22 protein-coding genes and 2 pseudogenes are annotated in these 26978 nt (G+C 74.7%); 7 read left to right on the top strand and 17 right to left on the bottom strand.

The window, feature by feature from the left end:
* Positions 1 to 268: 268 nt before the first annotated feature.
* The 4 genes and pseudogenes from RM780_RS25805 to RM780_RS25790 form a co-directional block, all read right to left on the bottom strand.
* Entirely contained in the window at positions 269 to 1954 is a 1686-nt protein-coding gene (locus RM780_RS25805) for a ribonuclease J (RefSeq protein WP_311633307.1), read from the bottom strand.
* Positions 1955 to 2085: 131 nt separating this feature from the next.
* Positions 2086 to 2985, bottom strand: coding sequence for a 4-hydroxy-tetrahydrodipicolinate synthase (gene dapA, locus RM780_RS25800; protein WP_311633306.1), 900 nt, complete (start codon positions 2983 to 2985; stop codon positions 2086 to 2088).
* 194 nt (positions 2986 to 3179) lie between these two features.
* Positions 3180 to 3629 (bottom strand): annotated as a pseudogene (gene thyX, locus RM780_RS25795) (FAD-dependent thymidylate synthase); the annotation flags it as partial.
* Positions 3630 to 4097: 468 nt separating this feature from the next.
* A pseudogene (locus tag RM780_RS25790) lies at positions 4098 to 4370 on the bottom strand (FAD-dependent thymidylate synthase); the annotation flags it as partial.
* Between the two features lie 210 nt (positions 4371 to 4580).
* Between RM780_RS25790 and RM780_RS25785 the strand changes: the two are divergent.
* The gene (locus RM780_RS25785) at positions 4581 to 5129 is read left to right on the top strand and encodes a PH domain-containing protein (RefSeq protein ID WP_311633305.1); all 549 of its coding nucleotides are present in this window, start codon (positions 4581 to 4583) and stop codon (positions 5127 to 5129) included.
* Positions 5130 to 5190: 61 nt separating this feature from the next.
* Here RM780_RS25785 and RM780_RS25780 read toward each other — a convergent pair whose 3' ends face one another.
* The 6 genes from RM780_RS25780 to eccD form a co-directional block, all read right to left on the bottom strand.
* Complete coding sequence (locus RM780_RS25780; protein ID WP_311633304.1) at positions 5191 to 5637, bottom strand: hypothetical protein; 447 nt, start codon at positions 5635 to 5637, stop codon at positions 5191 to 5193.
* Positions 5638 to 5639: 2 nt separating this feature from the next.
* On the bottom strand, positions 5640 to 6395 hold the full coding sequence (dapB, locus tag RM780_RS25775; protein WP_311633303.1) for a 4-hydroxy-tetrahydrodipicolinate reductase: 756 nt from the start codon (positions 6393 to 6395) through the stop codon (positions 5640 to 5642).
* Positions 6396 to 6475: 80 nt separating this feature from the next.
* Positions 6476 to 7873, bottom strand: coding sequence for a M16 family metallopeptidase (locus RM780_RS25770; RefSeq protein ID WP_311633302.1), 1398 nt, complete (start codon positions 7871 to 7873; stop codon positions 6476 to 6478).
* A complete protein-coding gene (locus RM780_RS25765) occupies positions 7870 to 10086 on the bottom strand; it encodes a polyribonucleotide nucleotidyltransferase (protein ID WP_311633301.1) in 2217 nt (738 codons plus the stop codon). The genes RM780_RS25770 and RM780_RS25765 overlap by 4 nt, the downstream gene beginning before the upstream one ends.
* Before the next feature lie 342 nt (positions 10087 to 10428).
* A complete protein-coding gene (gene rpsO / locus RM780_RS25760; protein ID WP_311633300.1) occupies positions 10429 to 10719 on the bottom strand; it encodes a 30S ribosomal protein S15 in 291 nt (96 codons plus the stop codon).
* 186 nt (positions 10720 to 10905) lie between these two features.
* Positions 10906 to 12321, bottom strand: a complete 1416-nt coding sequence (eccD, locus tag RM780_RS25755) for a type VII secretion integral membrane protein EccD (RefSeq protein ID WP_311633308.1) — start codon at positions 12319 to 12321, stop codon at positions 10906 to 10908.
* Between the two features lie 239 nt (positions 12322 to 12560).
* Between eccD and eccCa the strand changes: the two genes are divergently transcribed.
* The gene (gene eccCa, locus RM780_RS25750) at positions 12561 to 16553 is read left to right on the top strand and encodes a type VII secretion protein EccCa (RefSeq protein WP_311633299.1); all 3993 of its coding nucleotides are present in this window, start codon (positions 12561 to 12563) and stop codon (positions 16551 to 16553) included.
* 97 nt (positions 16554 to 16650) lie between these two features.
* Here eccCa and RM780_RS25745 read toward each other — a convergent pair whose 3' ends face one another.
* The 7 genes from RM780_RS25745 to eccB all read right to left on the bottom strand — a co-directional run bounded on the left by RM780_RS25745 (position 16651) and on the right by eccB (position 23352).
* On the bottom strand, positions 16651 to 16944 hold the full coding sequence (locus tag RM780_RS25745) for a WXG100 family type VII secretion target (protein WP_311633298.1): 294 nt from the start codon (positions 16942 to 16944) through the stop codon (positions 16651 to 16653).
* Between the two features lie 37 nt (positions 16945 to 16981).
* Positions 16982 to 17338, bottom strand: a complete 357-nt coding sequence (locus tag RM780_RS25740; RefSeq protein ID WP_311633297.1) for a WXG100 family type VII secretion target — start codon at positions 17336 to 17338, stop codon at positions 16982 to 16984.
* A gap of 43 nt (positions 17339 to 17381) precedes the next feature.
* On the bottom strand, positions 17382 to 18575 hold the full coding sequence (locus RM780_RS25735; RefSeq protein ID WP_311633296.1) for a S8 family serine peptidase: 1194 nt from the start codon (positions 18573 to 18575) through the stop codon (positions 17382 to 17384).
* 34 nt (positions 18576 to 18609) lie between these two features.
* Complete coding sequence (locus RM780_RS25730; RefSeq protein WP_311633295.1) at positions 18610 to 20085, bottom strand: WXG100 family type VII secretion target; 1476 nt, start codon at positions 20083 to 20085, stop codon at positions 18610 to 18612.
* Positions 20082 to 20513 carry a hypothetical protein gene (locus RM780_RS25725; protein WP_311633294.1) on the bottom strand — a complete coding sequence of 144 codons (432 nt, stop codon included), beginning with the start codon at positions 20511 to 20513 and terminating at the stop codon, positions 20082 to 20084. Before RM780_RS25725 ends, RM780_RS25730 begins: the two co-directional genes overlap by 4 nt.
* Positions 20514 to 20626: 113 nt before the next feature.
* The gene (mycP, locus tag RM780_RS25720; RefSeq protein ID WP_311633293.1) at positions 20627 to 21820 is read right to left on the bottom strand and encodes a type VII secretion-associated serine protease mycosin; all 1194 of its coding nucleotides are present in this window, start codon (positions 21818 to 21820) and stop codon (positions 20627 to 20629) included.
* The gene (gene eccB / locus RM780_RS25715) at positions 21817 to 23352 is read right to left on the bottom strand and encodes a type VII secretion protein EccB (protein ID WP_311633292.1); all 1536 of its coding nucleotides are present in this window, start codon (positions 23350 to 23352) and stop codon (positions 21817 to 21819) included. The genes mycP and eccB overlap by 4 nt, the downstream gene beginning before the upstream one ends.
* A gap of 93 nt (positions 23353 to 23445) precedes the next feature.
* Between eccB and eccE the strand changes: the two genes are divergently transcribed.
* The 5 genes from eccE to RM780_RS25690 form a co-directional block, all read left to right on the top strand.
* Positions 23446 to 24756: a type VII secretion protein EccE gene (gene eccE, locus RM780_RS25710; protein WP_311633291.1), complete on the top strand. Its 1311-nt coding sequence runs from the start codon at positions 23446 to 23448 to the stop codon at positions 24754 to 24756.
* Positions 24753 to 25442, top strand: coding sequence for a hypothetical protein (locus tag RM780_RS25705; RefSeq protein WP_311633290.1), 690 nt, complete (start codon positions 24753 to 24755; stop codon positions 25440 to 25442). Before eccE ends, RM780_RS25705 begins: the two co-directional genes overlap by 4 nt.
* Before the next feature lie 65 nt (positions 25443 to 25507).
* Positions 25508 to 25783 (top strand): hypothetical protein, encoded by a 276-nt coding sequence (locus RM780_RS25700; RefSeq protein ID WP_311633289.1) that lies wholly within the window; start codon positions 25508 to 25510, stop codon positions 25781 to 25783.
* Positions 25784 to 25940: 157 nt separating this feature from the next.
* The gene (locus RM780_RS25695) at positions 25941 to 26204 is read left to right on the top strand and encodes a DUF397 domain-containing protein (RefSeq protein ID WP_311633288.1); all 264 of its coding nucleotides are present in this window, start codon (positions 25941 to 25943) and stop codon (positions 26202 to 26204) included.
* 318 nt (positions 26205 to 26522) lie between these two features.
* On the top strand, positions 26523 to 26978 hold a 456-nt coding region (locus RM780_RS25690), incomplete at its 3' end, for an SCO5717 family growth-regulating ATPase (protein ID WP_311633287.1).

The following is a 26978-nucleotide window of genomic DNA, read 5'->3' as shown; positions in this document are numbered from 1 at the left end:
CACGCCGCCAGCGTTCGTCCTGAGCCAGGATCAAACTCTCCGTGAATGATCCATAAGCAAAACAAAAAACTTGGCGTTGACTATCCAAAAGCACGCTGTTGAGTTCTCAAGGAACGGTCGCTCTCCCCCGGCGAGGGGGCGCCTCCGCCCGCCGCGTCCGGGTGCCGGGGGCAGTGGACTGCTCCGGTTTCCCGTTGCGGCGGTGGCGTAAACGTACTGGAGCGGGGCGCCCGGATGCAAATCGGGGCGCCCCGCTGGCATATGACGGTCAGACGTCCACAACGACGGGCATGATCATCGGCCGTCGGCGGTAGGTGTCGGAGACCCACTTGCCGACCACGCGCCGCACCAACTGCTGGAGTTGGTGCGACTCGACGACGCCGTCCTGGGCGGAGCGGGCCAGGGCCTCGTCGATCTTCGGGATGACGGCGGCGAACTCCGCGTCGTCGATGCCGGAGCCGCGGGAGTGGATGCTGGGGCCGCTGACGATCTTCCCCGTGCTGCTGTCGACCACCACGAAGACGGAGATGAAGCCCTCGTCACCGAGGATGCGGCGGTCCTTGAGGCTGGCCTCGGTGACGTTGCCGACGGAGAGGCCGTCCACGTAGACGTAGCCCGCCTGGACCTTGCCGGCGATGCGGGCCTTGCCCTCGACGAGGTCCACGGCGATGCCGTCCTCCGCGATGACGATCCGCTCGGCGGGGATCCCGGTGGCGGCGCCCAGCTCGGCGTTGGCCCGCAGGTGGCGCCACTCGCCGTGGACCGGCATGAGGTTCTTCGGGCGGCAGATGTTGTAGAAGTACAACAGTTCGCCGGCTGACGCGTGTCCGGAGACGTGGACCTTGGCGTTGCCCTTGTGGACCACGTTCGCGCCCCAGCGGGTCAGGCCGTTGATGACGCGGTAGACGGCGTTCTCGTTCCCCGGGATGAGCGAGGAGGCGAGGATCACCGTGTCGCCCTCCACGATCCGGATCTGGTGGTCGCGGTTGGCCATCCGGGAGAGGGCGGCCATCGGCTCGCCCTGGGAGCCGGTGCAGACGAGGACCACCTGGTGGTCGGCGAGGTCGTCGAGGGCGCGGGCCTCGACCAGCAGGCCGGCGGGGACGCGGAGGTAGCCGAGGTCCCGGGCGATGCCCATGTTCCGGACCATGGAGCGGCCGACGAAGGCGACGCGGCGGCCGTGCTCGTGGGCGGCGTCCACGATCTGCTGGATGCGGTGCACATGGCTGGCGAAGCTGGCGACGATGATCCGCTTCTCGGCGCGGGCGAAGACCTGCCGCAGCACGCCGGAAATCTCGCGCTCGGCGGGGACGAAGCCGGGCACCTCGGCGTTGGTGGAGTCGGAGAGCAGCAGGTCGATGCCCTCCTCGCCCAGGCGGGCGAAGGCCCGCAGGTCGGTGAGGCGGCCGTCGAGCGGGAGCTGGTCCATCTTGAAGTCGCCGGTGTGGACGGCGAGTCCGGCCGGGGTGCGGATGGCGACGGCCAGGGCGTCGGGGATGGAGTGGTTGACGGCGACGAACTCGCAGTCGAACGGCCCGATGCGCTCCCGGTGCCCCTCCTTGACCTCCAGGGTGTAGGGGCGGATGCGGTGCTCCTGGAGCTTGGCCTCCAGGAGGGCCAGCGTCAGCTTGGAGCCGATCAGCGGGATGTCCGGCTTCTCGCGCAGCAGGTAGGGGACGCCGCCGATGTGGTCCTCGTGCCCGTGGGTGAGGACGATGCCGTCCACGGCGTCGAGCCGGTCCCGGATGGTGGTGAAGTCCGGGAGGATCAGGTCGATGCCGGGCTGCTCCTCCTCGGGGAAGAGCACGCCGCAGTCGACGATGAGCAGGCGTCCGTCGTACTCGAAGACGGTCATGTTGCGGCCGATCTCGCCCAGGCCGCCGAGCGGGGTGACGCGCAGGCCCCCTTCGGGAAGCCTCGGCGGGCGGCCGAGTTCGGGGTGGGGATGACTCAAGAGACTCTCCTGACCACGCGCGCCACCCGCCCGGGTCGTCGGGGCGCGTGGCGCGCGTGTTGTGTACTGGTCGGTATTCAGTTATCGCCCCCGCGCCGGCGCGGCCACGCGCGGGGACAACGTCTTTGTATTCAGATCTGTACCCCGCCGGCCGTCAGATCGCGCTGGAGCCGGGCGGTCTCCTCGGGCGTGAGGCCGACGAGGGGGAGCCGCAGGGGGCCGCCGGGGAGGCCGAGGAAGCCGAGGGCCGCCTTGGAAGTGATGACCCCCTGGGTGCGGAACATGCCGGTGAAGACCGGAAGCAGCTTCTGGTGGATCTCGGTGGCCTTCGCGACGTCTCCGCCGGTGTGGGCGTCCACGAGGGTGCGCAGCTCGGGGGTGACGACGTGGCCGACGACGGAGACGAAACCGACGGCGCCGACGGACAGCAGGGGCAGGTTGAGCATGTCGTCGCCGGAGTACCAGGCGAGGCCGGTGGTGGCGATGGCCCAGCTGGCGCGGCCGAGGTCGCCCTTGGCGTCCTTGTTGGCCACGATGCGGGGGTGCTCGGCGAGTCGGACCATCGTCTCGGTGTTGATGGGGACGCCGCTGCGGCCGGGGATGTCGTAGAGCATCACGGGCAGGTCGGTGGCGTCGGCGATGGCCGTGAAGTGCTGGTAGAGGCCCTCCTGGGGCGGCTTGTTGTAGTACGGCGTGACCGTCAGGAGGCCGTGGGCGCCGGCCTGCTGGGCGGCGCGGGCGAGGTGGATGCTGTGCCGGGTGTCGTTGGTGCCGACCCCGGCGATGACGTGGGCGCGCTCGCCGACCGCCTCGACCACCGCGCGCACGAGGCGCTCTTTCTCCGCATCGCTGGTCGTCGGGGACTCTCCGGTGGTGCCGTTCATGACCAGGCCGTCGTTGCCGGCGTCCACCAGGTGGGCCGCGAGGCGCTGGGCGCCGTCGAGATCGAGAGAGCCGTCCGCCGTGAATGGCGTGACCATGGCGGTCAGGACCCGCCCGAAGGGGGTCTGCGGTGTGGAGGTCGGAGCCATAGTGTCCACGCTACTCGCAGCTCAGCGCGCTCGGGCCCATAGGGGCGGCAAGGTGTGGATCCCGGCGCTGCCCGCTCGGGGGTTCGGGCAGCGCCGGGTCCGTTCATTCACCCTAAATGAACTTCCCGAAATGTCGCAATACGTGACACTTCTATCGGGTTGTCTGAGGGGCACACCGGGGCGGAGCCAGGGTGCTACGGCGCGATCCGCCCGTTGGCGTTGAACGCCGCGTGGGTCAGCGGCATCAGCCGGGCCCACTCGGCCTCCATCAGCTCGGCGACCATCGCGATCTCCCGCTGGGGGAAGGAGGGCACCGCGGCGCGCTCGTCCTGGGTGCGCAGGCCGAGGAAGTGCATCAGCGAGCGGGCGTTGCACGTGGCGTACATCGAGGAGAAGAGGCCCACGGGCAGGACGGCGCGGGCGACCTCGCGGGCGACGCCGGCGGCCAGCATCTCCCGGTACGCGGCGTACGCCTGCCGGTAGGACTCCTCCATGGCCTTCGAGGTCAGGGCGTGCTGCTCGGGGCTGCCGGGGACGAACTCGTACTTGCCCGGGCGGCCGTGCTGGACGAGGTTCCGCCCGGGGCCGGGGACGTAGAAGACGGGCATCAGCTCGCGGTACCGGCCGCTCTCCTCGTTGTAGGAGTTGTGCACGACCAGGCCGCCGGCCAGGAAGTTGTGCCAGGGGCCGACGACGGAGAGGTCGTAGGTCATCTCCTCGCCGTCGGAAACGACCCCGGTCAGGGCCTCGGGGCGGGCGCGGTCCCCGCCGCCGGTCAGGACCTCGTCGCCCGGGGCCAGCTCCCCCGCCTTGCGCCAGCCGCCGGGCGTGAGGACGGCGTGGTCGGCGCTGCAGCGCAGGGCGCGGCCCCCGGCCGTGGTCAGGCGCAGCAGCGGCTTGACGCCGGAGGCGAGGACGTCGACGACGCGGGCGGCGGCGGGCCGCAGGGTCTCCTCGTCGTGGCAGCGGACCACGAGGTCGTGGGCGGGCGCGCCGGAGGCGGGGTGCCAGGCGCGGTGGAGGGAGGCGATCGTGGCCCGCTGGGGAACGTCCCCGCCGCCCCCGGCCTCCCCGGCGCCGAGGAGGGTGATCTCGGTGTCCCCGGCCAGGCACCAGCCCACGCGGTGACGGTGGAACTCGCGGAAGACGAAGATCGGGGCGCTGACGAGGAAGGTCATCGAGTTGTGCTCGAAGGGGCTGCCGTGGCGGTCGCGCATCAGGAAGTTGATCAGGCCCTTGGAGCGCTCGGGGTCCTTGGTCGTCTCCTCGATGGACTGCTCTCCGGCCGTGGAGACCCGGGCGGCCCACAGCACGTCGGTGTCCGAGGCGCTGTGCTTGACCAGCTCGACGGTGACGTCGCTGCGGAAGCTCGGGGTGTCGGTCACGGGGGTCCCTTCCTGGCGGGCGGGCGGTCGGAGCGGCACCACCCTATGTGCCGGGGCTGACAAGCCGGGCGGACGGCGGTCGCGCCCGCCGTACAGCGGGCGCACCGGGGGAGGCCGAGGGGCGGCGGGCGCGGTAGCCTCACCCGTCACAGCACCGCCGCACCGTCCCCCCGGATGGTGCCGCCTTGTGAACCGGAACGAGGTCCAGCCGTGCCCCTGCCCTTTCTCGCGGCCGATCGGGATTCCCCCGGCTCCCCGCCGGATCGGCCGCTTCCGCACTACGGCGCCGACGACCACTGGCGCCGCCCGTACCGCCCGGGTCCCTGGCGGGTGGCCATCTCGGCCCTGACCCTGCTGATCGCCGCCTACCTGCTGCTCTCCGCGCTGATCATCGCGCTGGCGGGGGCGCCCGCCGGGGCGACGGTGACGCTGACGACCGCGGCGCTGGCCATCGCGTTCGCGCTGCGTCTGCTGCGGATCGGGGTGTGGGTCAGCCCGCGCGGGCTGCGCCGGGTGGGGATGCTGCGCACGCGGACCCTGCGCTGGCGGGAGATCGCGCGGGTGCGCACGGTGCAGCAGCCCGTGCAGTGGCTGAGCCTGCCGCGCAGTGTGCAGGGGCAGGCGCTGCAGATCGAGCGGCGGCGCGGCGAGCCCCTGCGGGTGCTGCTGACGACGCACAGCGCGGACTTCCTGGGCCGGCCGGAGGCGTTCGACCGCGCCGCGGACGTGCTGGAGGCCTGGGCGGCGGAACACTCCTGAGCGCGGCCGACCCCGCCGGGCCCCGCGCCCGCGGTCGAACGCCCGTGCCCGCCGCGGTCGTTCAGCGCCCGGCGGCGGCGTGGAGATCGATGGCGTGCTGCATGGCCTTGCGCGCGCGGGGGGTGTCGCGGGCATCGTGGTAGGCGACGGCCAGGCGGTACCAGCAGCGCCAGTCCTCGGGGCTGGCCTCGGTCTCGGCCTGGCGCCGGGCGAAGACCGCGTCGGCGGCGTCCCGGTCGACCCGGCCGCCGGGAGTGCGGGCCGGCTCGTCCTGCGGCAGCCCGCCCTCGGCCTCCAGCTCGCGCATCAGCCGGTGCGCGCGGGTGACGAAGCGGGCGCTGCGCCACAGGAACCACGCGCCCAGCAGCGGCAGGGCCAGCACGGCGGCGCCCAGCGGAACGGTCACCCAGCCGCCGTCGGCCACCAGCAGAACGCCGCGGTGGCCCACCAGCACGAAGTAGACGACCAGGACCGAGCACAGGGCCAGGTACCCCAGGCGGGCGCGCACGGCTAGCCGTCCAGGTCCATGAAGTGCTCCAGGCCGAATGTCAGGCCCGGGGCGTCCGCGATCCGCCGCACGCCCAGCAGGACGCCGGGCATGAAGGAGGCGCGGTTCATCGAGTCGTGGCGGAGGGTGAAGACCTCGCCCTCGTCGCCGAAGAGGACCTCCTGGTGGGCGACCAGGCCCCGCAGCCGCACCGCGTGCACGGGGACGCCGTCCACGTCGGCGCCGCGGGCCCCCTCCAGGGCGGTGGTGGTCGCGTCGGGCTGCGGCGGCAGCCCGGCCTGCCGGCGGGCCGCCGCGATGAGCTGGGCGGTGCGGGCGGCGGTGCCGCTGGGGGCGTCGGCCTTGCCGGGGTGGTGCAGCTCGACGATCTCCACGGACTCGAAGAACCGGGCGGCCTGCTGCGCGAAGCGCATGGTGAGCACGGCTCCGATGCCGAAGTTGGGGGCGATCAGCACGCCGGTGCCGGGCGAGGCGTCCAGCCAGCCGCGGAGGGTGCCCAGGCGCTCCCCGGTCCAGCCGGTGGTGCCGACGACGCCGTGGATGCCGTGGCGGACGCAGAACTCCAGGTTGGCCATGACGGACCCGGGGTGGGTCAGCTCGACGGCCACCTCGGCGCCCGCCTCGGTCAGCGTCTCCAGCTTGTCCCCGCGGCCCAGGGCGGCCACCAGCTCCAGGTCCTCCGCGGCCTCCACGGCCCGGACTGCCTCCGAGCCCATCCGGCCCCCGGCGCCGATGACGGCCACGCGCAGCTTGCTCATCCCTCTCCCACTCTCGTCCCTCGCTTCCGGGCGGGTCCGCCGTCCCGGGCGTTCCCGCCGCCGGCCCCGCCCCCGCCCCGTCAGGAAACGGCCTCCGCGAGCCGGGCGGCCTGCCGGTCCTTCAGCGGCCCGATGACCGCCAGGGACGGGCGTTGGCCCAGCACCTCTCGGGCGACGCCGCTGATCTCCTCGGGGGTGACCGCGGCGATCCGGGCCAGCATCTCATCCACCGACAGCTGGGCTCCCCAGCAGACCTCGCTCTTGCCCAGGCGGTGCATCAGGGCGCCGGTGTCCTCGAGCCCCAGCACGGTGGAGCCGGCGAGCTGGCCGACGGCGCGGCCGATCTCCTCCGGGGCCAGGCCGTGGGCGGCGACGTCCTCCAGTTGCTCGCGGCAGATCTTCAGCACGTCCGGCAGCCGGTCGGGGCGGCAGCCGGCGTAGACGCCGAACAGGCCGCAGTCGGCGTACCCGGAGGTGTGGGTGTAGACGCTGTACGCCAGGCCGCGCTTCTCCCGGACCTCCTGGAAGAGCCGGGAGGACATGCCGCCGCCGAGGGCGGTGGAGAGCACGCTCAGCGCCCAGCGACGCTCGTCGTGGCGGGAGACGCCGGGCAGCCCGAGGATGGCGTGCGCCTGCTCGGTGCGCCGGGTCTGCACCTCCACGCACCCCGCGGCCCGCAGAGTGCGGTGCCCGGCGCGGGGCGGGGCGGGCTCGGCGTCCGGGTCGCCGCCCAGGGCCCCGCCGCGTTCGAACGCGGCGCGGACCTGCTCGACGACGGCCTCGTGCCCGGCGTTCCCCGCGGCGGTGACGACGAGCCGGTCGGGCCGGTAGTGGCGGCGGTAGAAGCGGGCGATGCGGTCCCGGCCCAGGCCGTTGACCGTCTCCTCGGTGCCCAGCACCGGGCGGCCCAGGGGGCCGTCGCCGAAGAGGGTGCGCGCGAAGAGGTCGTGGACGCCGTCGCCGGGGTCGTCCTCCGTCATCGCGATCTCCTCCAGGATGACGCCGCGCTCGGCGTCCACCTCCTCGGGCGGGATCAGCGAGCCGGTGAGCATGTCGCAGACCACGTCGATGGCCAGCGGCAGGTCGGAGTCGAGCACCCGCGCGTAGTAGCAGGTGAACTCCTTGGTGGTGAAGGCGTTCATCTCGCCCCCGACCGCGTCGATCGCCGAGGAGATGTCAAGGGCGGAACGCCGCCGGGTGCCCTTGAAGAGCAGGTGCTCCAGATAGTGGGTGGCGCCGTTGAGGGCCGGGGACTCGTCGCGGGAGCCGACGCGGGCCCAGATGCCGAAGGTGACGGAGCGGACGGAGGGCACGGTCTCGGTGACCACCCTCAAACCGCCGGGCAGGACGGTGGTGCGGACCGCGCCGGAGCCGGGCGCGCTGCCGGAGGCGGCGCGGCGCGGACGGGGCACGGCCCGCTCCGCCGCGATGGCGGGGCGGGCCGTGGTGGTGCGGGTGTCGCGGGGGGTGCGGGTCACTGCTCGCCGGCGTCCTTGTCCGCCTCGGCGGCCTCGTCCTCCAGGACGGGCACGAGCGAGAGCTTGCCGCGCTGGTCGATCTCGGCGATCTCGACCTGGACCTTCTGGCCGACGCCGAGGACGTCCTCGACGTTCTCCACGCGCTTGCCGCCGGCCAGCTTGCGGATCTGCGAGATGTGCAGCAGGCCGTCCTTGCCGGGCAGCAGGGAGACGAAGGCGCCGAAGGTGGTCGTCTTGACGACCGTGCCCAGGTACCGCTCGCCGACCTCGGGCATCGTCGGGTTGGCGATGCCGTTGATCGTGGCGCGGGCGGCCTCGGCGGAGGGGCCGTCGGCCGCGCCGATGTAGATGGTGCCGTCGTCCTCGATGGTGATATCGGCGCCCGTGTCCTCCTGGATCTGGTTGATCATCTTGCCCTTGGGGCCGATGACCTCGCCGATCTTGTCGACAGGGATCTTGACCGTGATGATCCGCGGGGCGTTCGGCGACATCTCGTCGGGGACGTCGATGGCCTCGCTCATCACGTCGAGGATGTGCAGGCGGGCGTCGCGGGCCTGCTTCAGCGCGGCGGCCAGCACGGAGGCGGGGATGCCGTCGAGCTTGGTGTCGAGCTGGAGGGCGGTGACGAACTGCCGGGTGCCGGCGACCTTGAAGTCCATGTCGCCGAAGGCGTCCTCGGCGCCGAGGATGTCGGTGAGGGTGACGTAGTGCGTCTCGCCCTCGATCTCCTGGGAGATCAGGCCCATCGCGATGCCGGCCACGGGCGCCCTCAGCGGCACGCCGGCGTTCAGCAGCGACATCGTCGAGGCGCAGACCGAGCCCATCGAGGTGGAGCCGTTGGAGCCCAGCGCCTCGGAGACCTGCCGGATGGCGTAGGGGAACTCCTCGCGGCTGGGCAGCACCGGGATGAGGGCGCGCTCGGCGAGGGCGCCGTGGCCGATCTCGCGGCGCTTGGGGGAGCCGACGCGGCCGGTCTCGCCGGTGGAGTAGGGCGGGAAGTTGTAGTTGTGCATGTAGCGCTTGCGGGTCACCGGGGAGAGGGTGTCCAGCTGCTGCTCCATGCGCAGCATGTTCAGCGTGGTGACGCCCAGGATCTGGGTCTCGCCGCGCTCGAACAGCGCGGAGCCGTGGACCCGCGGGATCGCCTCGACCTCGGCGGCCAGGGTGCGGATGTCGGTGACGCCGCGGCCGTCGATGCGGACCTTGTCGCGGATGACGCGCTCGCGGACCAGCTCCTTGGTCAGCGACCGGTAGGCGGCGGAGATCTCCTTCTCACGGCCCTCGAACTGCGGCAGGAGCTTTTCGGCGGCGACCGTCTTGACGCGGTCCAGCTCGGCCTCGCGCTCCTGCTTGCCCGCGATGGTCAGCGCCTGGGCCAGCTCGTCGCGGACGGCGGCGTTCAGGGCCTCCAGCACGTCGTCCTGGTAGTCCAGGAAGATCGGGAACTCGCCGGTGGGCTTGGCGGCCTTCGCGGCCAGCTCGGCCTGTGCCTTGCACAGCGCCTTGATGAAGGGCTTGGCGGCCTCCAGGCCCGCGGCGACGACCTCCTCGGTCGGCGCGGTGGCGCCGCCCTTGACCAGCTCGACCGTCCTGTCGGTGGCCTCGGCCTCGACCATCATGATCGCCACGTCGCCGTCGGGCAGGACCCGGCCGGCCACGACCATGTCGAAGACGGCCTCCTCCAGCTCCGTGTGGGTGGGGAAGGCCACCCACTGGCCGCGGATGAGGGCCACGCGGGTGCCGCCGATGGGGCCGGAGAACGGCAGCCCGGCGAGCTGGGTCGAGCAGGAGGCGGCGTTGATGGCGACCACGTCGTAGAGGTGGTCGGGGTTGAGCGCCATGATCGTCTCGACGATCTGGATCTCGTTGCGCAGGCCCTTCTTGAACGAGGGGCGCAGGGGCCGGTCGATCAGCCGGCAGGTGAGGATCGCGTCCTCGGAGGGGCGGCCCTCCCGGCGGAAGAAGGAGCCGGGGATCTTGCCGGCCGCGTACATCCGCTCCTCGACGTCCACCGTCAGGGGGAAGAAGTCGAGCTGGTCCTTGGGGGACTTGGAGACCGTGGTCGCGGACAGGACCATCGTGTCGTCGTCCAGGTAGGCGACCGCGGAGCCGGCGGCCTGGCGCGCCAGGCGGCCCGTCTCGAAGCGGACGGTGCGGCTGCCGAAGGAGCCGTTGTCGATGACGGCTTCGGCGTAGTGGGTCTCGTTCTCCACCGTGGTATATCTCCTCTTCTGCGCCGCGCCCGTTTGGGCGGCGCGGTGGGGGGAGCACCTCCTGACGAGCCGGCCATCGATCGAAGCTCCCGGGAACCGAAGGTTCGCCCGGGGGCCACTACCGAGGACCGGCGACGGTGCAAAAGGCGCCCCGCCTCGTACTTCTTCACTTCCTGTTCCGGGGCGGGCCCGGCTGCGGCCGGTCTCGACGGAGTCGAGTATGCCCGTGGGATCCAGCCTACAAAGGCCCGCGTCCCGGGGCTCGGTGTCCGTCCGTGACGGGGCGGATACACCGAAGGGAGCGACCCGCGCCGCGGGGCGGGCCGCTCCCTCATGGGCGTCTTACCGCGCGCCCGCCGCGCCGCGGCGAATGCCCAGGCGCTCCACCAGGGCGCGGAAGCGCTGGATGTCCTTGCGGGCCAGGTACTGCAGGAGCCGGCGGCGCTGGCCGACGAGCAGCAGCAGGCCGCGGCGGGAGTGGTGGTCGTGCTTATGGGTCTTCAGGTGCTCGGTCAGGTCCGAGATGCGGCGCGAGAGCAGGGCCACCTGGACCTCGGGGGAGCCGGTGTCGCCCTCCTGGGTGGCGAACTCGGCGATGATCTTCTGCTTCGTTGCGGCGTCGAGTGACGACACACGTACTCCTTGATGCTGTCAGGTATCAGCCACCGAGTGCCCCTGGTCTGATCCGCAGGGGAGCTTCCGGAACTCGGGAGGCGGGGTCCGCTGAGCGCTTCCTCCAGAGAATCCGGGGGCGCGTACGCAAACGGCCGCCAGCCAGGCTACCGCAGGAGGCCGCCCCCGGCACAACCGGCCCCCGCGTCAGCCGGTGAGCGAGCGGACCTCGGCGTAGACGTCGAGCGCGGCCAGGCACAGCGGGATCAGGGACAGCAGCACCAGCCCCTCGGCCAGGTCCAGGGCCCGGCCCCAGAACGGCGTCAGCCCGGCGCGGGGAACGATCAGGGCCACGGCGGCCAGGACGCCCGCGCCCGCCGCGAGGGCGGCGGCCAGCCACAGGGTGCGCGCCTCGGCCCCGTCGGCGGGGGCGTCCGCGGCGTACCCGAGGACCAGGAGCGCCAGGGAGAGCAGCCCGGCGGCCAGCAGCACGGCCACCTGGACGGCGTACCGGAACAGGCGTGCACGGGTGAGGAGGGCGAGGGAGGCGGCCAGCGCCAGGAGGCGGCCCCAGCCCTCGCCCGCGGCGCCGAGGACCGCGACGGCGACGGTGGCCACCAGGGCACAGCCGCCGGTCAGGCCCAGCAGCAGCTGGTGCCCGCGGCGGGCGCGGGCGGCGACGGCCGCGGGGTCCACGGGGTCTCCGGCGCCGGCGGCGTCGCGGCCGGGGCCGTCGGTCTGGGGCGGGAGGTAGCCGACGGGGAGCCGGACCAGGCCGGCGGCCAGGCCGGGCAGGAACGCCAGGGCGCCCACGGCCACGGGCAGGCAGACGGCGGCGGCCTGGGCGGGGCGCGCCTCGGTGACGATCGCGCCGAAGGCGGCGAGCGCGCCCAGCGCGGCGGCGCAGGCGCCGGCGGCGAACCAGGCGGAGACCTCGGGAACGGCCGCGGCCAGCGCCGCCGCGACCAGCAGCGCGGCCACGCAGCCCAGCAGCAGCTCCAGGCGGCCCGCCCCGTGCCCGGCGTCCGGGGGCAGCAGGCCCGAGCCGCCGACGAGGGCGTGCGGCAGGGCGGCCAGGCCGAAGGCGACGGCGGCGGCGCGCTCGCCGTACACCCGGGCCCTGACCACCGCCAGGGAGGCCAGGAGCAGGGCCAGCACGCCGGCGAGGACGCCGGGCAGGCCGTGCATGTGGTGCCCGTCCGGCTCGCTCAGCCACAGGGCGGCGGCGGTCAGGGCGCCCAGGGCTCCGGCGCCGGAGAGGCCGGCGGCGGCGAGCATCCTGTCGTCCCAGCGGCGCCGGTCCCCGGCCACCGCCTCGGCGACCGCGTCGGTGACGTCGTCGTGCACCGGCGGGGGCAGCGAGTCCGCGAAGGGCCGCAGCGTGAGGACCTCGCCGTCCAGCACGCGCTGCGCCTCCAGGGTGCGCGAGCCGTCCAGGACGCCGCCGTCGCGGCGCACCAGGTGGTACCCGACGGGGGCGCCGGGGTCGGGCGCGCGCCCTGTCAGGCGCAGGATCTCCGGGTACAGGTCGGCCAGCGGCACGTCGTCGGGCAGGGCCAGGTCGGTGCGGCTGTCCGGTGCGACGACGGTGACCCGGCAGAAGCCGGTGGCCGCGGTGCTCATGCTCACGACACGCCCCCCTCACGGCGATGCACGGATAGCGTCCGTCACCCTACCGGGCGTGGCGCCCGGACTGTCAGCGGCGCTGAGTAAGATCGGCCGCAGCCGGAGGGGTGGCGTTCGCGAACGTGCCGGCGGGCCCTGCTTCTTCGCTGTTCCTCACCGTTCCTCACCGTTCTTCAGTGTTCTTCACTGTCTTCTCTTCAGCGTTCTTCACTGTCCACCGCCGCTCTGGGGGGCTCATGAGCCAGGTCCTGGTGAAACGTCCGCAGCGCATGCTGCCGGCGAAGGTGCCGGACGAGGCCGTGCTGCTCCAGCCGCCTCCCGAGCTGCCGGCCGGGCAGCAGGAGGGCCTGCTGATGCAGATCGTGCCGATGCTCGGCATGGGCTCCTCCGTCGTCTTCTTCTTCATGCCGAACGCGCACCCGTTCATGCGGATCATGGGCATGCTGATGCTGGTGTCCACGGCGAGCATGGTCGTGGCCACGGTCGTGCGGATGCGCCGGGGCAGCCAGGGGCAGATGGCCCGGGTGCGCCGCGGGTACCTGCGCTACCTGGCCGAGACCCGCGCGAGCGTGCGGGAGACGGCGCGGGCGCAGCGGGACTCGCAGCTGTTCCTGCACCCCGCGCCCGAGCAGCTGTGGGCGCTGGTCGCCGAGGGATCGCGGGTGTGGGAGCGCCGCCCGGGCGACGGGGACTTCGGGCAGGTGCGGCTCGGCACCGGCGAGCACGGCCTGGCCACGCCGCTGGTGGGCCCCGAGGCCCCGGCCGCCGACGAGGCGGAGCCGCTGACCGCGGGCGCGGTGCGGCGCTTCGTCGCCACCCACGCCACCGTGCCGGGGCTGCCCGTGGCGGTGTCGCTGCGGGCGTTCTACCGGGTGGCGGTCACGGGCGAGACGGAGACGGCCTACGGCACGGCCCGGGCGCTGGTGGCCTCGCTCGCGGCGCTGCACGCGCCGCAGGATCTGGTGATCGGCGTGGTGACCTCGGAGCGCTCGGCCGCCGCCTGGGAGTGGGCCAAGTGGCTGCCGCACACCCAGCGGGAGGGCCTGGACGGGGCGGGGGCGCGCCGGCTGATAGCGCGGGACGTCGCGGAGGTCGAGGCGGAGCTGGGGGCCGAGGTGCGCGGCCGGGGCCGGTTCGCGGCCGGGGGCAGGCCGGTGCTCGACCAGCCGCACGTGGTGCTGCTGCTGGACGGGGTGCGCGTCCCGCCGCACTCGGCATTCGCCGCGGCGGAGGGCCTTCAGGGCGTGACGATCGTGGAGATGCTGCCGGGGGCGGCCGAGCCCGGAGCGTTCCCCGGCGGGCTGGTGGTGCGCTGCGAGCCGGGCTCGCTGCGGCTTGAGTCCCCGGACGGGTCGGCGTTCCAGGGCGAGCCGGACGTGCTGGCGCCGGAGTCCGCCGAGGCGCTGGCCCGTCAGCTCGCGCCGCTGCGGCTGGCGTTGGCGGCCGACGACTCCGAGCCGCTGCTGGCCGACCTGGGCTTCGCGGACCTGCTCGGCCTGGGCGACCCGGCGGCCATCGAGGTGGCGCGGACCTGGCGGCCCCGCTCCCCCGGCGAGCGGCTGCGGGTCCCGATCGGCGTGGATGAGCAGGGCCAGCCGGTGATGCTCGACCTCAAGGAGGCGGCGCAGGAGGGCATGGGCCCGCACGGGCTGTGCGTCGGGGCGACCGGCTCGGGCAAGTCCGAGCTGCTGCGCACGCTGGTGCTGGGCCTGGCGGTCACCCACACCTCCGAGACGCTGAACTTCGTGCTGGCCGACTTCAAGGGCGGCGCGACCTTCGCGGGGATGGCGGCGCTGCCGCAGGTCTCCGCGGTGATCACCAACCTCGCGGACGACCTGAGCCTGGTCGACCGCATGGGCGACTCCATCCGCGGCGAGCTCCAGCGGCGCCAGGAGCTGCTGCGCGCCGCGGGGAACTACGCCAACCTGCTGGACTACGAGCGGGCGCGGGCTGCGGGGGCCCCGCTGGCGCCGCTGCCCTCGCTGGTCCTGGTCATCGACGAGTTCTCCGAACTGCTCACCGCCAAGCCCGACTTCATCGACATGTTCATCCAGATCGGGCGGATCGGCCGCTCTCTCGGGGTGCACCTGCTGCTGGCCTCGCAGCGCCTGGAGGAGGGCAGGCTGCGCGGCCTGGACACCTACCTCTCCTACCGGATCGGCCTGCGGACGTTCTCGGCCGCCGAGTCGCGGGCGGCCATCGGCACGGCCGACGCCTACCACCTCCCGCAGGTGCCCGGCTCGGGCATCCTGTCGTTCGGCACGGGCGAGATGACCCGCTTCAAGGCCGCCTACGTCTCCGGGCCCTACGAGGAGCCCTCGGCCGCGCCGCGCACCGAGGGGGCGCGGCGGGCGCCGCGCCGGCCGGTGCTCTTCACGGCGGCGCCGGTGCCCTTCCCGGCCGAGGAGGAGTCCCCTCCCCCGCCGCCGGACCCGCGCTCCGCGCTGACGGCGGCCTCCCGGGGCGAGGACCCGCTGGCCGAGACCGTTCTCGACGTGGTCGTGCGGCGCCTGGAGGGCCAGGGCCCGGCCGCGCACCCGGTGTGGCTGCCGCCGCTGGACGCGGCCCCCGACCTGGGCGAGCTGTTGCCCGCGCCGCGGCTGGTGCCCGGCCGGGGCTTCCAGGCGGGCGAGGGCCCCGGCACGCTGGCCGTGCCGCTGGGCGTCGTGGACAAGCCCTTCGAGCAGCGGCGCGAGACGCTGTACCGCGACTTCTCCGGCGCCGGCGGCCACATGATGGTCATCGGCGGCCCGCGGTCGGGGAAGTCCACGCTGCTGCGGACCCTGATCGCCGCCTTCGCGCTGACCCACACCCCGGCCGAGGTGCAGTTCTACGCCCTCGACTTCGGCGGCGGCGGGCTGGCGGCGCTGGCGGAGCTGCCGCACGTCGGCGGGGTCGCCTCCCGGCTGGACCCGGACCGGGTGCGGCGGACGGTCGCGGAGGTGACCGGGGCGCTGGCCCGCCGCGAGGAGCTGTTCCGCCGGCACGGCATCGACTCCATCGGGACCTGGCGGCGGCTGCGGGCCGAGGGACGGCTGCCGGAGGGCGAGGCGGGCGGCGACGTGTTCCTGGTCGTGGACGGCTGGGCCGCGTTCAAGCAGGACTACGAGGGAACGCTCGTGCCGGCCGTCGCCGACCTCGCCGCCCGCGGCCTGGGGTACGGGGTGCACGTGGTAGCCTCGGGCGCCCGGTACTTCGACTTCCTCGGGCCCATCAGGGACCAGCTGGCCAACCGCCTGGAGCTGCGGCTGGGCGACCCGATGGACTCGGAGTTCGACCGGAAGGTCGCCGCCGCCGTGCCCGCCGACGTGCCGGGCCGGGGGCAGACCCCGGAGCGGCTGCACTGGCTGGCCGCGCTGCCGCGGCTCGGCCCGGCCGGGGGCGGGGAGGGCGCGGCCGGGGATCCGGCGGAGGGCACCGCGGCGCTGGTGCGTGCGGTCCGCGAGGGCTGGACCGGCCCGGCGGCGCCCGCGGTGCGGATGCTCCCCGAGCGCCTGGAGGCCGCCGAGCTGCCCAAGGGCGGCGAACGGCCGGAGGCGGGCCTGGCGATCGGGGTCGGCGAGCGGGACCTGAGCCCGGTCTTCCTCGACTTCGACCAGGACCCCTTCCTGTTCGTGTACGGGGAGAGCGAGTCCGGCAAGACGGCCCTGCTGCGGCTGATCATGAAGCAGATCAGCGAGCGGTACACCCCCGAGGAGGCACGGCTGCTGGTGGGCGACTACCGGCGCTCCCTGCTGGGCGCGGTCCCCGAGCGGCACATCGGCACCTACGCCAACGTCGCGCCGAAGCTGACGGCGGACATGAAGGCGGTGCGGCAGTTCATCGAGCAGCGGATGCCCCCGGCCGACATCACCCCGCAGCAGCTGCGGGAGGGCCGCTGGTGGAGCGGGCCGCTGGCGTTCGTGGTGATCGACGACTTCGACCTGGTCGCCGCCGGCGGCTCGCACCCCCTGGCACAGCTCGTGGACGGGCTGCCCTACGCCCGGGACACCGGCATACGGTTCATCGTGGCGCGGAACTCCTCGGGCGCGGCCCGCGCGATGTTCGAGCCGTTCACCCAGCGGGTGCGGGAGCTGGGCACGCAGGGCCTGGTCCTCTCGGGCGACCGGGCCGAGGGCGACCTGTTCCCCGGCGTCCGCCCGCGCAGGCTGCCGCCGGGCCGGGGCACGTTCGTCACGCGCCGGGGCGGCACGCAGCTGATCCAGACGGGCTGGCTGCCGGAGGTGTGAACGCCGCGGGGGCGGCGCCCGCCGGTGCGGACGCCGCCCCCGCGGCGGGGTGTTGACGGGCGCCGGGCTCCGGGCCGGGCGCCTCGTGCCGGGCCGGTCAGGCGCCCATGGCCTGGGCGCCGCGCCGGTCGGCGCTGGAGTAGCCGGCGTTGCCGTCCAGCGCGGTGCGGCCCAGTGCGGCCTGCACGGCGGCCAATTCCTGCACGGCCCTCTCCCAGCGCCGCATCTGGTATAGGAAGGCCTCCTTGGTCTCGGCCTGCCAGCCGGCCGCCGCCCGGTTCACCTCGCCGGCCAGGGCCTCCAGGCGCTCCGAGAGCGTTCCGCTGACGCTGTTGAGGATGCCGGCGGCCTCGCCCACGCCGCCGTAGTTCACACGTGTGACATCGCCCATGACTTCGTTCCTCCCTCAGGGGGTGTGACGGGCCGGGTCAGAAGCCCGGGATGGTCGTGGCCTGGCCGTCCTGCGCGTCCGCGATGCGGGCCAGCCTGGCCACCTGCTCCTGCTCCGTGGCGTCGAAGCCGTCGACGCTCATCTCCAGCAGGTCCGCGATGGTGCCCACGCTCTCGCGCAGCTCGCGCAGGCTCTCCACGGCGCGGGTCTGCAGCGTGTGAGCGCTGGTCCCGGCCTGCCCCACCCACGAGGCGGCGAACGTGTCGCCGGCCGTCGTGGCCTGCGTGCGGACCTGGTCCAGCTCGGTGGTCGCCTCGCGCAGCCGGCCGACCAGGCGCCTCAACTCCGCACTCGTATAGGTGATGCCGCTGCCGGCGGCCGTCTCTTCGGCCATGGTGCCCCTCCTCTGGTGACGTCCTCGGTGAACGTGTGCGCTATCAGGCCCGGATGCCCGGGCGCCGCCGTCTGCGGACCGCCCAGACCACCGTGCCCAGTCCCCCCGCGATGGCCAGGCCCAGCAGGCCGATCCACGGCCAGGAGCCCGAGTCCCCCTCCCCCGTGCCCGCCTGGGGCAGGGGGCTTCCGGACGGCTCCGCGTCCGGGCTCTCCGGCCGGGGCGCCGGAGTCGCCGGCGGGTCGAGCCCCGCCTCGTAGTCCGCGAACAGCGGGCTGACATCCGGTTCCCCCGGGTCCCCCTCGCCGTCCAGAATGACCCGGTCCGGCCGGACCATGCCGTAGCCGGTCTCATCGTCCCGCTCCGCGCCGTCCGGCCGCTCGGCCGTCTCCAACAGCGCCCGCAGCACCTGATTCTTCGTCCACTCCGGATGCGCGGACCACACGAGCGCGGCCGAGGCCGAGACGAGGGCGCTGGCGGCGCTCGTACCGCCGGGAGCAGTGGGGCAGAGCTCTCCGTCGGGCCAGTCGCAGTAGACGGGGATGTCGCTGCCGGGTGCGGCCACCATCACGCGGGAGCCTGCATTCGAATAGGTGAGGCGTCGTGCGTCCTCGTCGGTCGCGGCGACACCGACAACGCCTGGCCGGTCGGCCGCGAACGAAACGTCTTCGACGGTCCCCTGGTTGCCCACGGCCGCGAAGATCAACACTCCCTGGCGCGCCGCTTCGGCAACTGCGGCGTCCATCTCAGGGCTGCTCCCTGGTGCAAACCCTGGAGTCACGGCGATGTTGATGACCCTCGCGCCCTGCTCGACGGCGTACTCGATGCCCTGGGCCATGGCGAGGTCGCCACCGAAGGTGAGTGTCTCACTGTCCGTCATCATGCGGACGGGCAGAATGGACACTCCCGGCGCCAGCCCTCGCACGCCGTTCCCTGCCCCGCTCCCCGCGATCAGCCCTGCCATCGTCGTTCCGTGACCTTCGATATCGACGTGGGCGCCCTGCGCCCCCGCCGTGAGGTCCGTCCCCTCCAGGACTCGCCCGGCGAGTTCCGGCCGTGACGCGTCCACGCCGCTGTCGATGACGGCGACGGTCACGCCCTCGCCCCGGGTCTCCTGCCAGATCTCCTCGGCCCGGAGCGTTTCCAGATACCAGGGCCGGTCCTCAACGTCCGCGTGGGCGCCGGGCGTTGCCAGGCCGAGCCAGCCGAGGGCGCAGGCCAGCACAACGGCCAGCACCCGGGCAACCGACCGTGCCGGACGCCTTGTTGGATCAGTCATTCCGCTCCCCGCTGCGGCCCGTCTCATCCCCGGTCCGTTTCCGCCGACGGCGGGAGCGGCCCGCCCCTCCCCGCGCACCCTCGGGGCGCGGCTCCAGGACGGCTCGGCCGAACTGGCCACCCCCAGCAGCGGAACTGACGCGCTCCACGGGCGGCCGTGCCTGTTCCTGACGGGGCAGCAGCGTACCGGGCCCCTGCGGCGAACCCACCGCCCGGCCCAACGGAGAGGCGGAACCCTCCTGACGGCCGGGCGCCGGGCTCGCCGGGACGCTGGGCGTCCCGCCGCCGATCACCACGCCACGCGGCAGGACATGCTCCGGCCCCCGCGGCACGGGCCGCCCACCCGACACCGGCGGCGCCGCCTGCACCGCCGGGGACGGCCCGCCCACCCGCGAGGGCCCCCCGGCCAGCGGCGGCCTGCCCACCGGCGTGGTCCCTCCCGCGGCACCGGCAGGCGGACGCACCGAACCGGCAGCCGTGGTGTCGTGGAGTCCCTGCGGGACCGCAAAGGTCCTGTTCGGCGGCACGGTGGGAGCGCCCGTTGCCCGTGGCGGGACGGGCGCCGGCCCTCGTCCGAGTGTTCCCGGCCCGCCCTGCCTTCCGCCCGCCGGCGGCCCGGACACCGGCGGCACACCAGGAAGCCCCACCGGGAAGCTGGGGCCTGAGGGGGCCCGGGTGCCGGCAGGGGCGGGCTCGCCCGCCGGACGCTGCGGGGTGACGATCTCCGGCGGCGCGACCGAGTCGAGCGACGTCTGGATCAAATGGTCGGGCTGAGGCGCGAGCGGCGGGGAGGGGCGGTCCGTGGGCATCACCGTTCCGGCCCTGCGCCCCGTCTCGTCTTCCGAGGAGGGGGGCGGGGATGCGGCGACGCCTGCGACGACTTCTCCGCCGCCCGGGCCCTCGGTGACCGAACGGGCCGTCAGCGGGGCGTCACTGGCGGGAGGGCCGGATTCCGGCAGTTCTCCGTCGTGCGGTCGGGTCAGAGGCTGGAAGCGCGGCTCCTCCGCCGTCTCCATGCGTTCGGCCGCCGCGTTGTAGTTCGAGGACAGGCGCTCCAGGACGCGGATCGCCTCCTGGCGGGCGTAGCCGTTTGCGTCCTCGGTGACGACCTCGGTGAGGGCCTCTCCGAGGGAGCCGCGCAGCTCGGGGAGCTGTCCCGGCGGGGGCATCGTGCGCTGCGCCTCCGCGAGGGCCTGGCCGGCCTGCTGGAGTCCTTGGACGACGGCGGCGCCGTAGTTGCGCAGCCGCGCGGACTCCTCGCGGAAGTGGCTCGCCCAGGCGCGGAAGCTGTCGGCCGACTCGCCCTCCCACTCCACGGCCATCAGGCGCTCGTGAACCTCACGTCCCGTCTCGGCCAGCAGGGGCAGCAGCCCGGCGATCAACTCCCCCTGGTGAAGCGCCCAGTCGGGGCGGCCGGAGGCGACCAGGGCCGAGAGCTGTTCGTGCGTCATCCCCTCGAACTCGCTCATCCCTCACCCCTCCGAGGCATGTAGCCGGGCAGGATGGGCCCCACCGCGGGCGGAGGGGCGTACAACTCCTCGAACTGGGCGGTGATTTCGCCGAGGCGGCGGCGCTGCTCCTCCTCGACGTTCTGGTAGCCGCGGGCCGAAATCGCGGTGGCGATCTCCACCAGCTCGATGGCCTGCTGCTGAAGGTCCATCAGGGCAACCAGCCGCTGCCGCGCCAAGAAGGCGATGTTGCTGAGCCGTTGGGAAGCCGTGAAGGCCCCGCCGTGCATGTCCGGCAGGTAGCCCAGCCCCTGTACACGGAAGGAGTAGTTCCCCTCGGACTCGAAGGCCTCCCTGATCTGCGACAGCCGGTTCCGCAGGTCGTTCAGTGCCTGGTCGGAGACGACCAGGTCCGGCCGTGAGCCGGGCGTGTCCTGAGCGTTCGTCACCGCGCCCCTCCCTTCCCGAATGACCGATACCCCCCCGGGAATCCCCGTCATCATACGGCGCCGGTCACTCACCGGTGCAAGGTGTTACGTTCCGCACCGGTGCGTATGGTCGCTCACCGGGCCGGGCGGCGGCGGCGCGCGTCGCGCAGGACCAGGGCCGTTCCGGTCAGAACGGCCGTCAGGACGGCGCCGGAGAGCAGGACGAGGCGGCCCAGGCGGCGGTCCCGGTCGGCGTGCGTCTCGCCTTCCGCGAGGGCGGGAACGTCCGGGGCGGGCGCGGGCGCGGGGCCCTCGTCGGGGACGGGCCGGTCGGGCGGGGTGCCCGCGTCCTCGGTGAGGGCGCGCACCGGGTCCACGACGCCCCAGCCGAGGTAGGGGTCGGGGCCGGGGACGGCACGCTCGGCGGTCTGCCGCAGGTGCGCGCTGACCTGCTCGGCCGTCCAGTCGGGGTGCTCGGCGCGGACGAGGGCGGCGACGCCGGAGACGAACGGGGCGGCGAAGCTGGTGCCGTGGTCCACGCACTGGCCGCCGCCGGGGACGGTGGAGACCATGTCGACGCCGGGGGCGGCGATGTCCACGAACTCGCCGGACTGGGAGAAGGAGGCGCGCTCGTTGTTGCGGTCGGAGGCGGCGACGGCCAGGACGCCTTCGTACGCGGCCGGGTAGGTGGCCCGGCGGCGGCCGTCGGCGCCCTCGTTGCCCGCCGAGGCGACGATGAGGACGTCCCGGTCCACAGCCCGGTCGACGGCGGCCCGCAGGCCGGAGTCGTCGGGCAGGGGCTCGGTGGTGTCCTGGGAGATGTTGATCACATCCGCTCCCTGGGCGACGGCCAGGTCGATGGCCTGGATGAGGCCGGCGACGTCGCCGTTGCCCTCGGAGTCGGTCTGGCGGATCGGGAGGATGGCGGCCGCGGGCGCCAGGCCCACGAAGCCGGTGGCGGGGTGCTCGCGGGCGGCGATGATGCCGGCGACGCGGGTGCCGTGGCCGAGCGGGTCGACGGTCGGGCCGCCGCCCTCCTCGCCGGTGACATCGGCGCCCGCGCCGGGGGGAACGGCCTCGGCCAGCTGCGGGTTGCGGGTGTCCACGCCGCTGTCGATGACGGCGACCGTGACCTCCTCGCCGCGCGTCTCCTGCCAGAGCCGGTCGAGCAGCACGCGCTGCAGGGACCACGGGCGTTCCGCTATGGGCTGGGCCGGGAAGGTGCACGGGGCGCCGACGGCCCGCGCCTCGGGGGCGCCGAGCAGGAGGGCCGGGAGGGTGCCAACGGCCGCGAGCAGCAAGGCCGGGGCGCGGCGGGGGCCGGTCATGAGCCCTGGGGCTGCCGGGCCCCGGTGGTGTTCAGGCGCGGCCCGGCCGGCAGGAACTGCGACCACTGGGCGGGCACGGGCACGGGCGTCACCTCGCCGTAGCCGAGCCGCGTCCGCGCCTGGCCCTCCCCGCCGGCACCCTCCCCGCCGCCGTCCTCCCCGCCGCCGTTCTCCCCGTCCGTGCCCTCCCCGCCGGTGTCCTGCACGGCGTACCGCAGGCCGGTGTCGGTGACGAGGAACACGCTGCCGGAGGCGGCCTGTTCGCCCTGGACCTGGCGGTAGAGCAGGCCGCTGCCGGGGGTGACGTAGGCGCTGGCGGAGCCGGAGGCGGTGGCGGCCGGGTTGTCCGCGCCGGCCCAGGCGGTGACCTCGGCGCGGCCGGTGTCCCCGTCCACGGAGAGCAGGACGGAGCAGACGGTGTCGGTGCGGCCGTGGTTGACCTGGGCGACGCGGGCGGAGGGCCAGTCGGCGGCCGTGGGCGAGTCGTCCCCGGGCGGGGAGGGAACGAAGTCCTGTGCGCCGACCGGAAGCGGCTCGCCGGCCTGGCCGAGCGGCGCCGTGGCGGGGCTGTTGGCGATCAGGTAGGCCGTGAACGGGGTGATGGGCACGACCCGTCCGGGAAGGACGAGGTAGTGCTGGGTGCCGTTGCCGGAGGGCGCCTCCAGCACGGTGCCGATCAGCGCGGCCTCGGGACGCAGGCCGGGCACCTGGGCGGGGGTGCCCACGCCCGCCGGGAGTTCGGGGAAGTCCAGCGGCGAGCCGTCGGCGAAGGTCGCCAGCCAGTCCTCGCCCACGGGCTGCGGCGCGCCGCCGCGGGTGAGCAGCCGCCGCAGCAGGTCGGCCTCGGCCGAGGTGTCGCCCGCGAAGCGGTACTTGGTGCCGCCGCCGTCGACCAGGTACTCGGCGGCGTCGGGGCCGGTGGAGCGGACGTACAGGACGTCGCCGCCGGTCAGCCGCCCGGCGCCCTCCACGCGCCCGGCGTCGCGTTCGGCCAGGACGAACGCGGCCTGCCGCACGTCCGCCGCTCCCCCGGCGCCCGGCTGCTGGCAGACGGCCCAGCGCTTGGGCTCGGCGGCCTCCTCCGCCGCGGGCAGCCGGTCGGGGGCGTAGGGGATGCCGAGGGTCGGGCCGCGCGGGACGCGCCCGCTGTCCAGCTCGTCCTCGTCCACGCTGACGATGTCCAGCTCGTCGGTGTCCTGGAGCAGCAGGCGGGCGGAGGAGAGGTTGAGGACGGGGTGCAACTGGCGCCGCCCGCCGGTCTCCAGGACCACGTAGCGGGTGGTGGACTCGCTGCCGATGATGACGTGGCGGCCGGGGGCGTCCCAGTCCTCGGGCACGGAGGGGCGGAACATGCCCCAGGCGCCGAACACCGCGAGGATCAGCCCGCCGACCACCATGCCGGGCAGCAGGGAGCGCAGCGGGCGGGGCGCGTCCTCGGCGTCGGGCGTCGCGGGCCCGGGCCGCAGGAACGCGGCCAGGGTGCGGCGCCGGGCGAACGTGAACGCGTTCAGCTCGTCCTTCCGCGATGCCATGGGCGATCGGTCCCCCCAGGTGTCTGTGATCGGCCGGCACGTCAGCCTCTACTATGCCGTGGACATCTCATCACGGTGAGAGGGGGGCAACGCATGGTGACGGCTGCGGGAACGCGGCCCGCGGGGCGCCCGGGCTCGGTGGTGCCCAGGGCGCTGCGCGGGGCCGGTCCCGGGCTGCCGCTGGGGCCGCTGGTGGGGCTCCAGGCCGCGGGCGGGCTGGCCGCGGTGGCGGCGGCCACGGGCAGTTGGGTGCCGGGCGCGCTGGCCGTCGTGCCGGCGGCGCTGCTGCCCCCGGCGGTCGCGGCCTGGCTGCGGGGCGAGTCGCTGCCCGGGCTGCTGGCCGCGCGGCGGGCGCTGGACCGCCGCAGGCGGGCGGCGGCACGGCCGCTGCCGCCGGGCACGGACCCGCTGTTCGCGCTGGCCGCCGAGTGCCACCCGGGCCTGGTGGGCCACGCCTTCGAGGCGGGGGGCGGCCCGGGGGGCCGGGCGCGGCGCGAGGCCGGGATGGTGGAGGACGACGGCCGGCTGACGGCCGTCCTGCGCGTGGAGGCGGCCCTGGGACCGCTGCAACCGGGCCTGGCGGCTCGGCCGTTGCCGCTCTCGTTGCTCAACGACGCGCTGGAGGTGGACGGGATCGCGCTGGAGTCCGCGCAGTGCGTGCAGTACACGCAGCCGGCGCCCGCGCCCTCGTTGCCCGAGCGGTCGGTGGCGGGCACGAGTTACGCGCTGCTCCAGGAGGGCGGGGCGGTGCCGGCGCTGCGGCTGACGTGGGTGGCGCTGCGGCTGGACCCGGAGCTGTGCCCGGCGGCCGTGGCCGCGCGGGGCGGCGGCCGGGCGGGGGCGCAGCGCGCGCTGATGCGGGCGGCGGACCACCTGGCGAGCCGGCTGACGGGGGCGGGCTTCCGGGCGACGGTGCTCTCCCAGGCCGAGATGTACGCGGCGGTGGCGGCCTGCGCGGGCTCGGACCCGGCGGCGACCACGCTGATCGGGCAGGGGGACGGCGGACGGCCGCGCCGGACGGCCGAGGACGCCAGGACGTGGAGCTGCGACGGGCGCCGGCACGAGACGTTCCGGGTGGCGCGCTGGCCGGCGCTCGGAGCCGGGAGAACGCCCCTGGCCGGGCTGGTCGCGCTGCTGACCTCGGCGCCGGGTGCGGGGGGGCCGGGGCTCGCGGGGCCGGCGCCGTTCGCGACGACGTTCGCGCTGCGGCTGCGGCGGCACGGCTCCGAAGGGGTGGCGCTGAGCGGGCACCTGCGGGTCACCGGCCGGGACGAGGCGGAGCTGCGGGCGGCCGGGGAGCGGGTGCGGCAGGCGGCGCGGGCCGCGCGGGTCAAGCTGGCGCGGATGGAGCGTCGGCAGCTCCCGGGCGTTCAGGCGACGCTGCCGCTGGGAGGCGAGCCGTGAGGAACGGGAACGGGGACTGGCACGCGCTGTCCGCGGGCGACCTGGAGGAGCTGGCGCTGCCGGCGGGCGACGACGGGATCATCGTGGGGCTGGACAGCAGGTCGCGGCCCGCGGTGCTGGGCATCCACCACCCGGCGCCCTACGACATCGTGCTGATCGGCGGGCTGTGGGCGGCGCAGGTGCTGGCGCTGCGGGCCGTGGCCACGGGGGCGCGGGTGGCCGTGGAGACCGGCCGGCCGCGGCTGTGGACGCGGCTGGCGCAGGCGGCGAACGGCGGCGTTGAGTGCATGACGCTGCACGAGGTGGGCCGGGTGCCGCCGCTGGGCGCGACGCTGGGCAGCACGGTGCTGGTGGTCCGCGACTGCGGGGCCAGGCCGCCGCGGGGGCGGGTCGCCTCGGCGGCGTGGCAGCCGGTGCTGACGCTGCTGCCCTACCTCGGGCCGGCGGCGCCGCGGCTGCTGGAGCGGGCGGCCCTGGTGGGGGTGCAGCGGGTCTCGCCGGACGAGGCCGGGCCCGTGGGGCGGCTGCTGGCCCTGCCCGCGCTCCAGGCGGAGGCACTGCCGACGCTCGCGGAGAACGCCACACTCTGGTGCACCCGCACCTCGCGGCTGCTGGTGCGCACCGTGCCCACGGAGAGCGAGACGGGCCTGCTGGGGATGCCCAGCCGGCTGGACCCGGCGGGCTAGCGCCTGTCCGCCGGCGGGGGCTCGGGCCGGGCCCGGGTGGCGTTCCGAACGCTTATGCTGCTGCCGTGACTTCGACACAGCAGGGGCTCACCCCTCGCCAGGCCCGTCGGCTGCGGATGGGCATCGCCGGCATGGCGATGGCGGCGATGGCGGTCGTTCTCGTCCTTCAGCTGGGAGACGGCTCGTCCCTGCGGTCGATCGGCCTGTACGGGGCCGCTTTCATCCTCTCGGGGGCCGTCATCGAGATGAGCCGGCGGGGGCGGACGCGGCTGGGGATGGCCGTGCTGGTGACCGGCTTCGTGCTGCTGCTCGGTGCCGACTGGTGGCTGCGCGCGGTCTGAGTGGCCGCTCCCCTCATCTTCCGCTCCCCCACTGCCTCTTCCGGACGCCGATGACAGTGCGCTGCGCTACGCTCACGGCACGGTGAACGGCCATGGTCGCTCATGCGCCGCGCCGACGTGCCGACCACGAGGGAAGTTTGGGGAGGAGCTGGCGCCGATGGCAGCTACGGAGACTCCGGAGGAGATCGCGGCCCGCAAGGAGCGCGAGAAGAACGAGCTGTACGCGCTGGACATTTCGGGCGTCGAATGGCTGAGCGCGCCCGGCGGTCCCGAGGACGAGAAGGTGGAGATCGCGTACCTGCCCGGCGGCGGCGTCGGCATGCGGAACTCCAAGGACCCCGACACCGTGCTCCGCTTCACCGCGGCGGAGTGGGAGGCGTTCGTCCTCGGCGCCAGGGACGGGGAGTTCGACATCGAGTAGCCGACCGCCGCGCACGGCCGCCCCGCCCGGCGGTCCCCGCGCCGCCGTGGGCGTTCCTTCCGCACAGCGGGAACGCCCGGGGCGCGGCGGGTGGGCGCGTTCCGGGGGCCGTCGCGGCAGGTCGCCGCGACGGCGGGGGCGGGCCAGGGGGAGGGCTAGGGCAGTTCACGCTCGGCCACTAGGGTGAGGGAGAGCGCGGCCGGGCGCCCGGGTGTGGGCCGGGGCCGCGCTGGGGAACCGCCCGGGGGACCCAGGCCGTCATCCGCATGACGGCGGGGGACGCGGATTCGGGCAGCAGAGGCAGCAGCGGGAGGCGTCGTGAACAGCGATCGGGACGGAGTTCGTAGCGCGGAGGAGACCTCCGCGGGCGAACACCCCGATGACGAGCTCCTTGAGGAGGAGTCGGAGACCACGGGGCAGTTCACCGTCGACTACACGCCGCCCGCGTGGTACTCGGGCGGCGGCACGGCGGGCGGCAGCCCGGCCGCCGCGCCCCCGGCTCCGGCGCCCGCTGCCGCGCCCACTCCCGCACCGGCGCCCGTTCCAGCGGCTCCGCCCGTGCCGCCCGCTCCCCCGGCCGCCGCCCCGGAGCCTCCCGCCGCCGACCCCAGGACGCCGGCCCCCGGCGACCTCGGCGGCGACACGATGCGCTTCTCGCCCGCGGCCCCGCAGGCGCCCGCGCCCGCGCAGGAGGCCCCCGCGCCCCCGGCCGGGCCGCCGCCGGCCGTGGGTCCGCCCCCGGTGGTCGGCCCGCCGCCGGCCGCCCCGGCCCCG

The organism is Streptomyces boetiae (assembly GCF_031845405.1).
Lineage (GTDB): Bacteria > Actinomycetota > Actinomycetes > Streptomycetales > Streptomycetaceae > Streptomyces > Streptomyces boetiae.
Note: the sequence above shows the minus strand (reverse complement) of the source record. Positions and strands in the feature narration are given on the sequence as shown.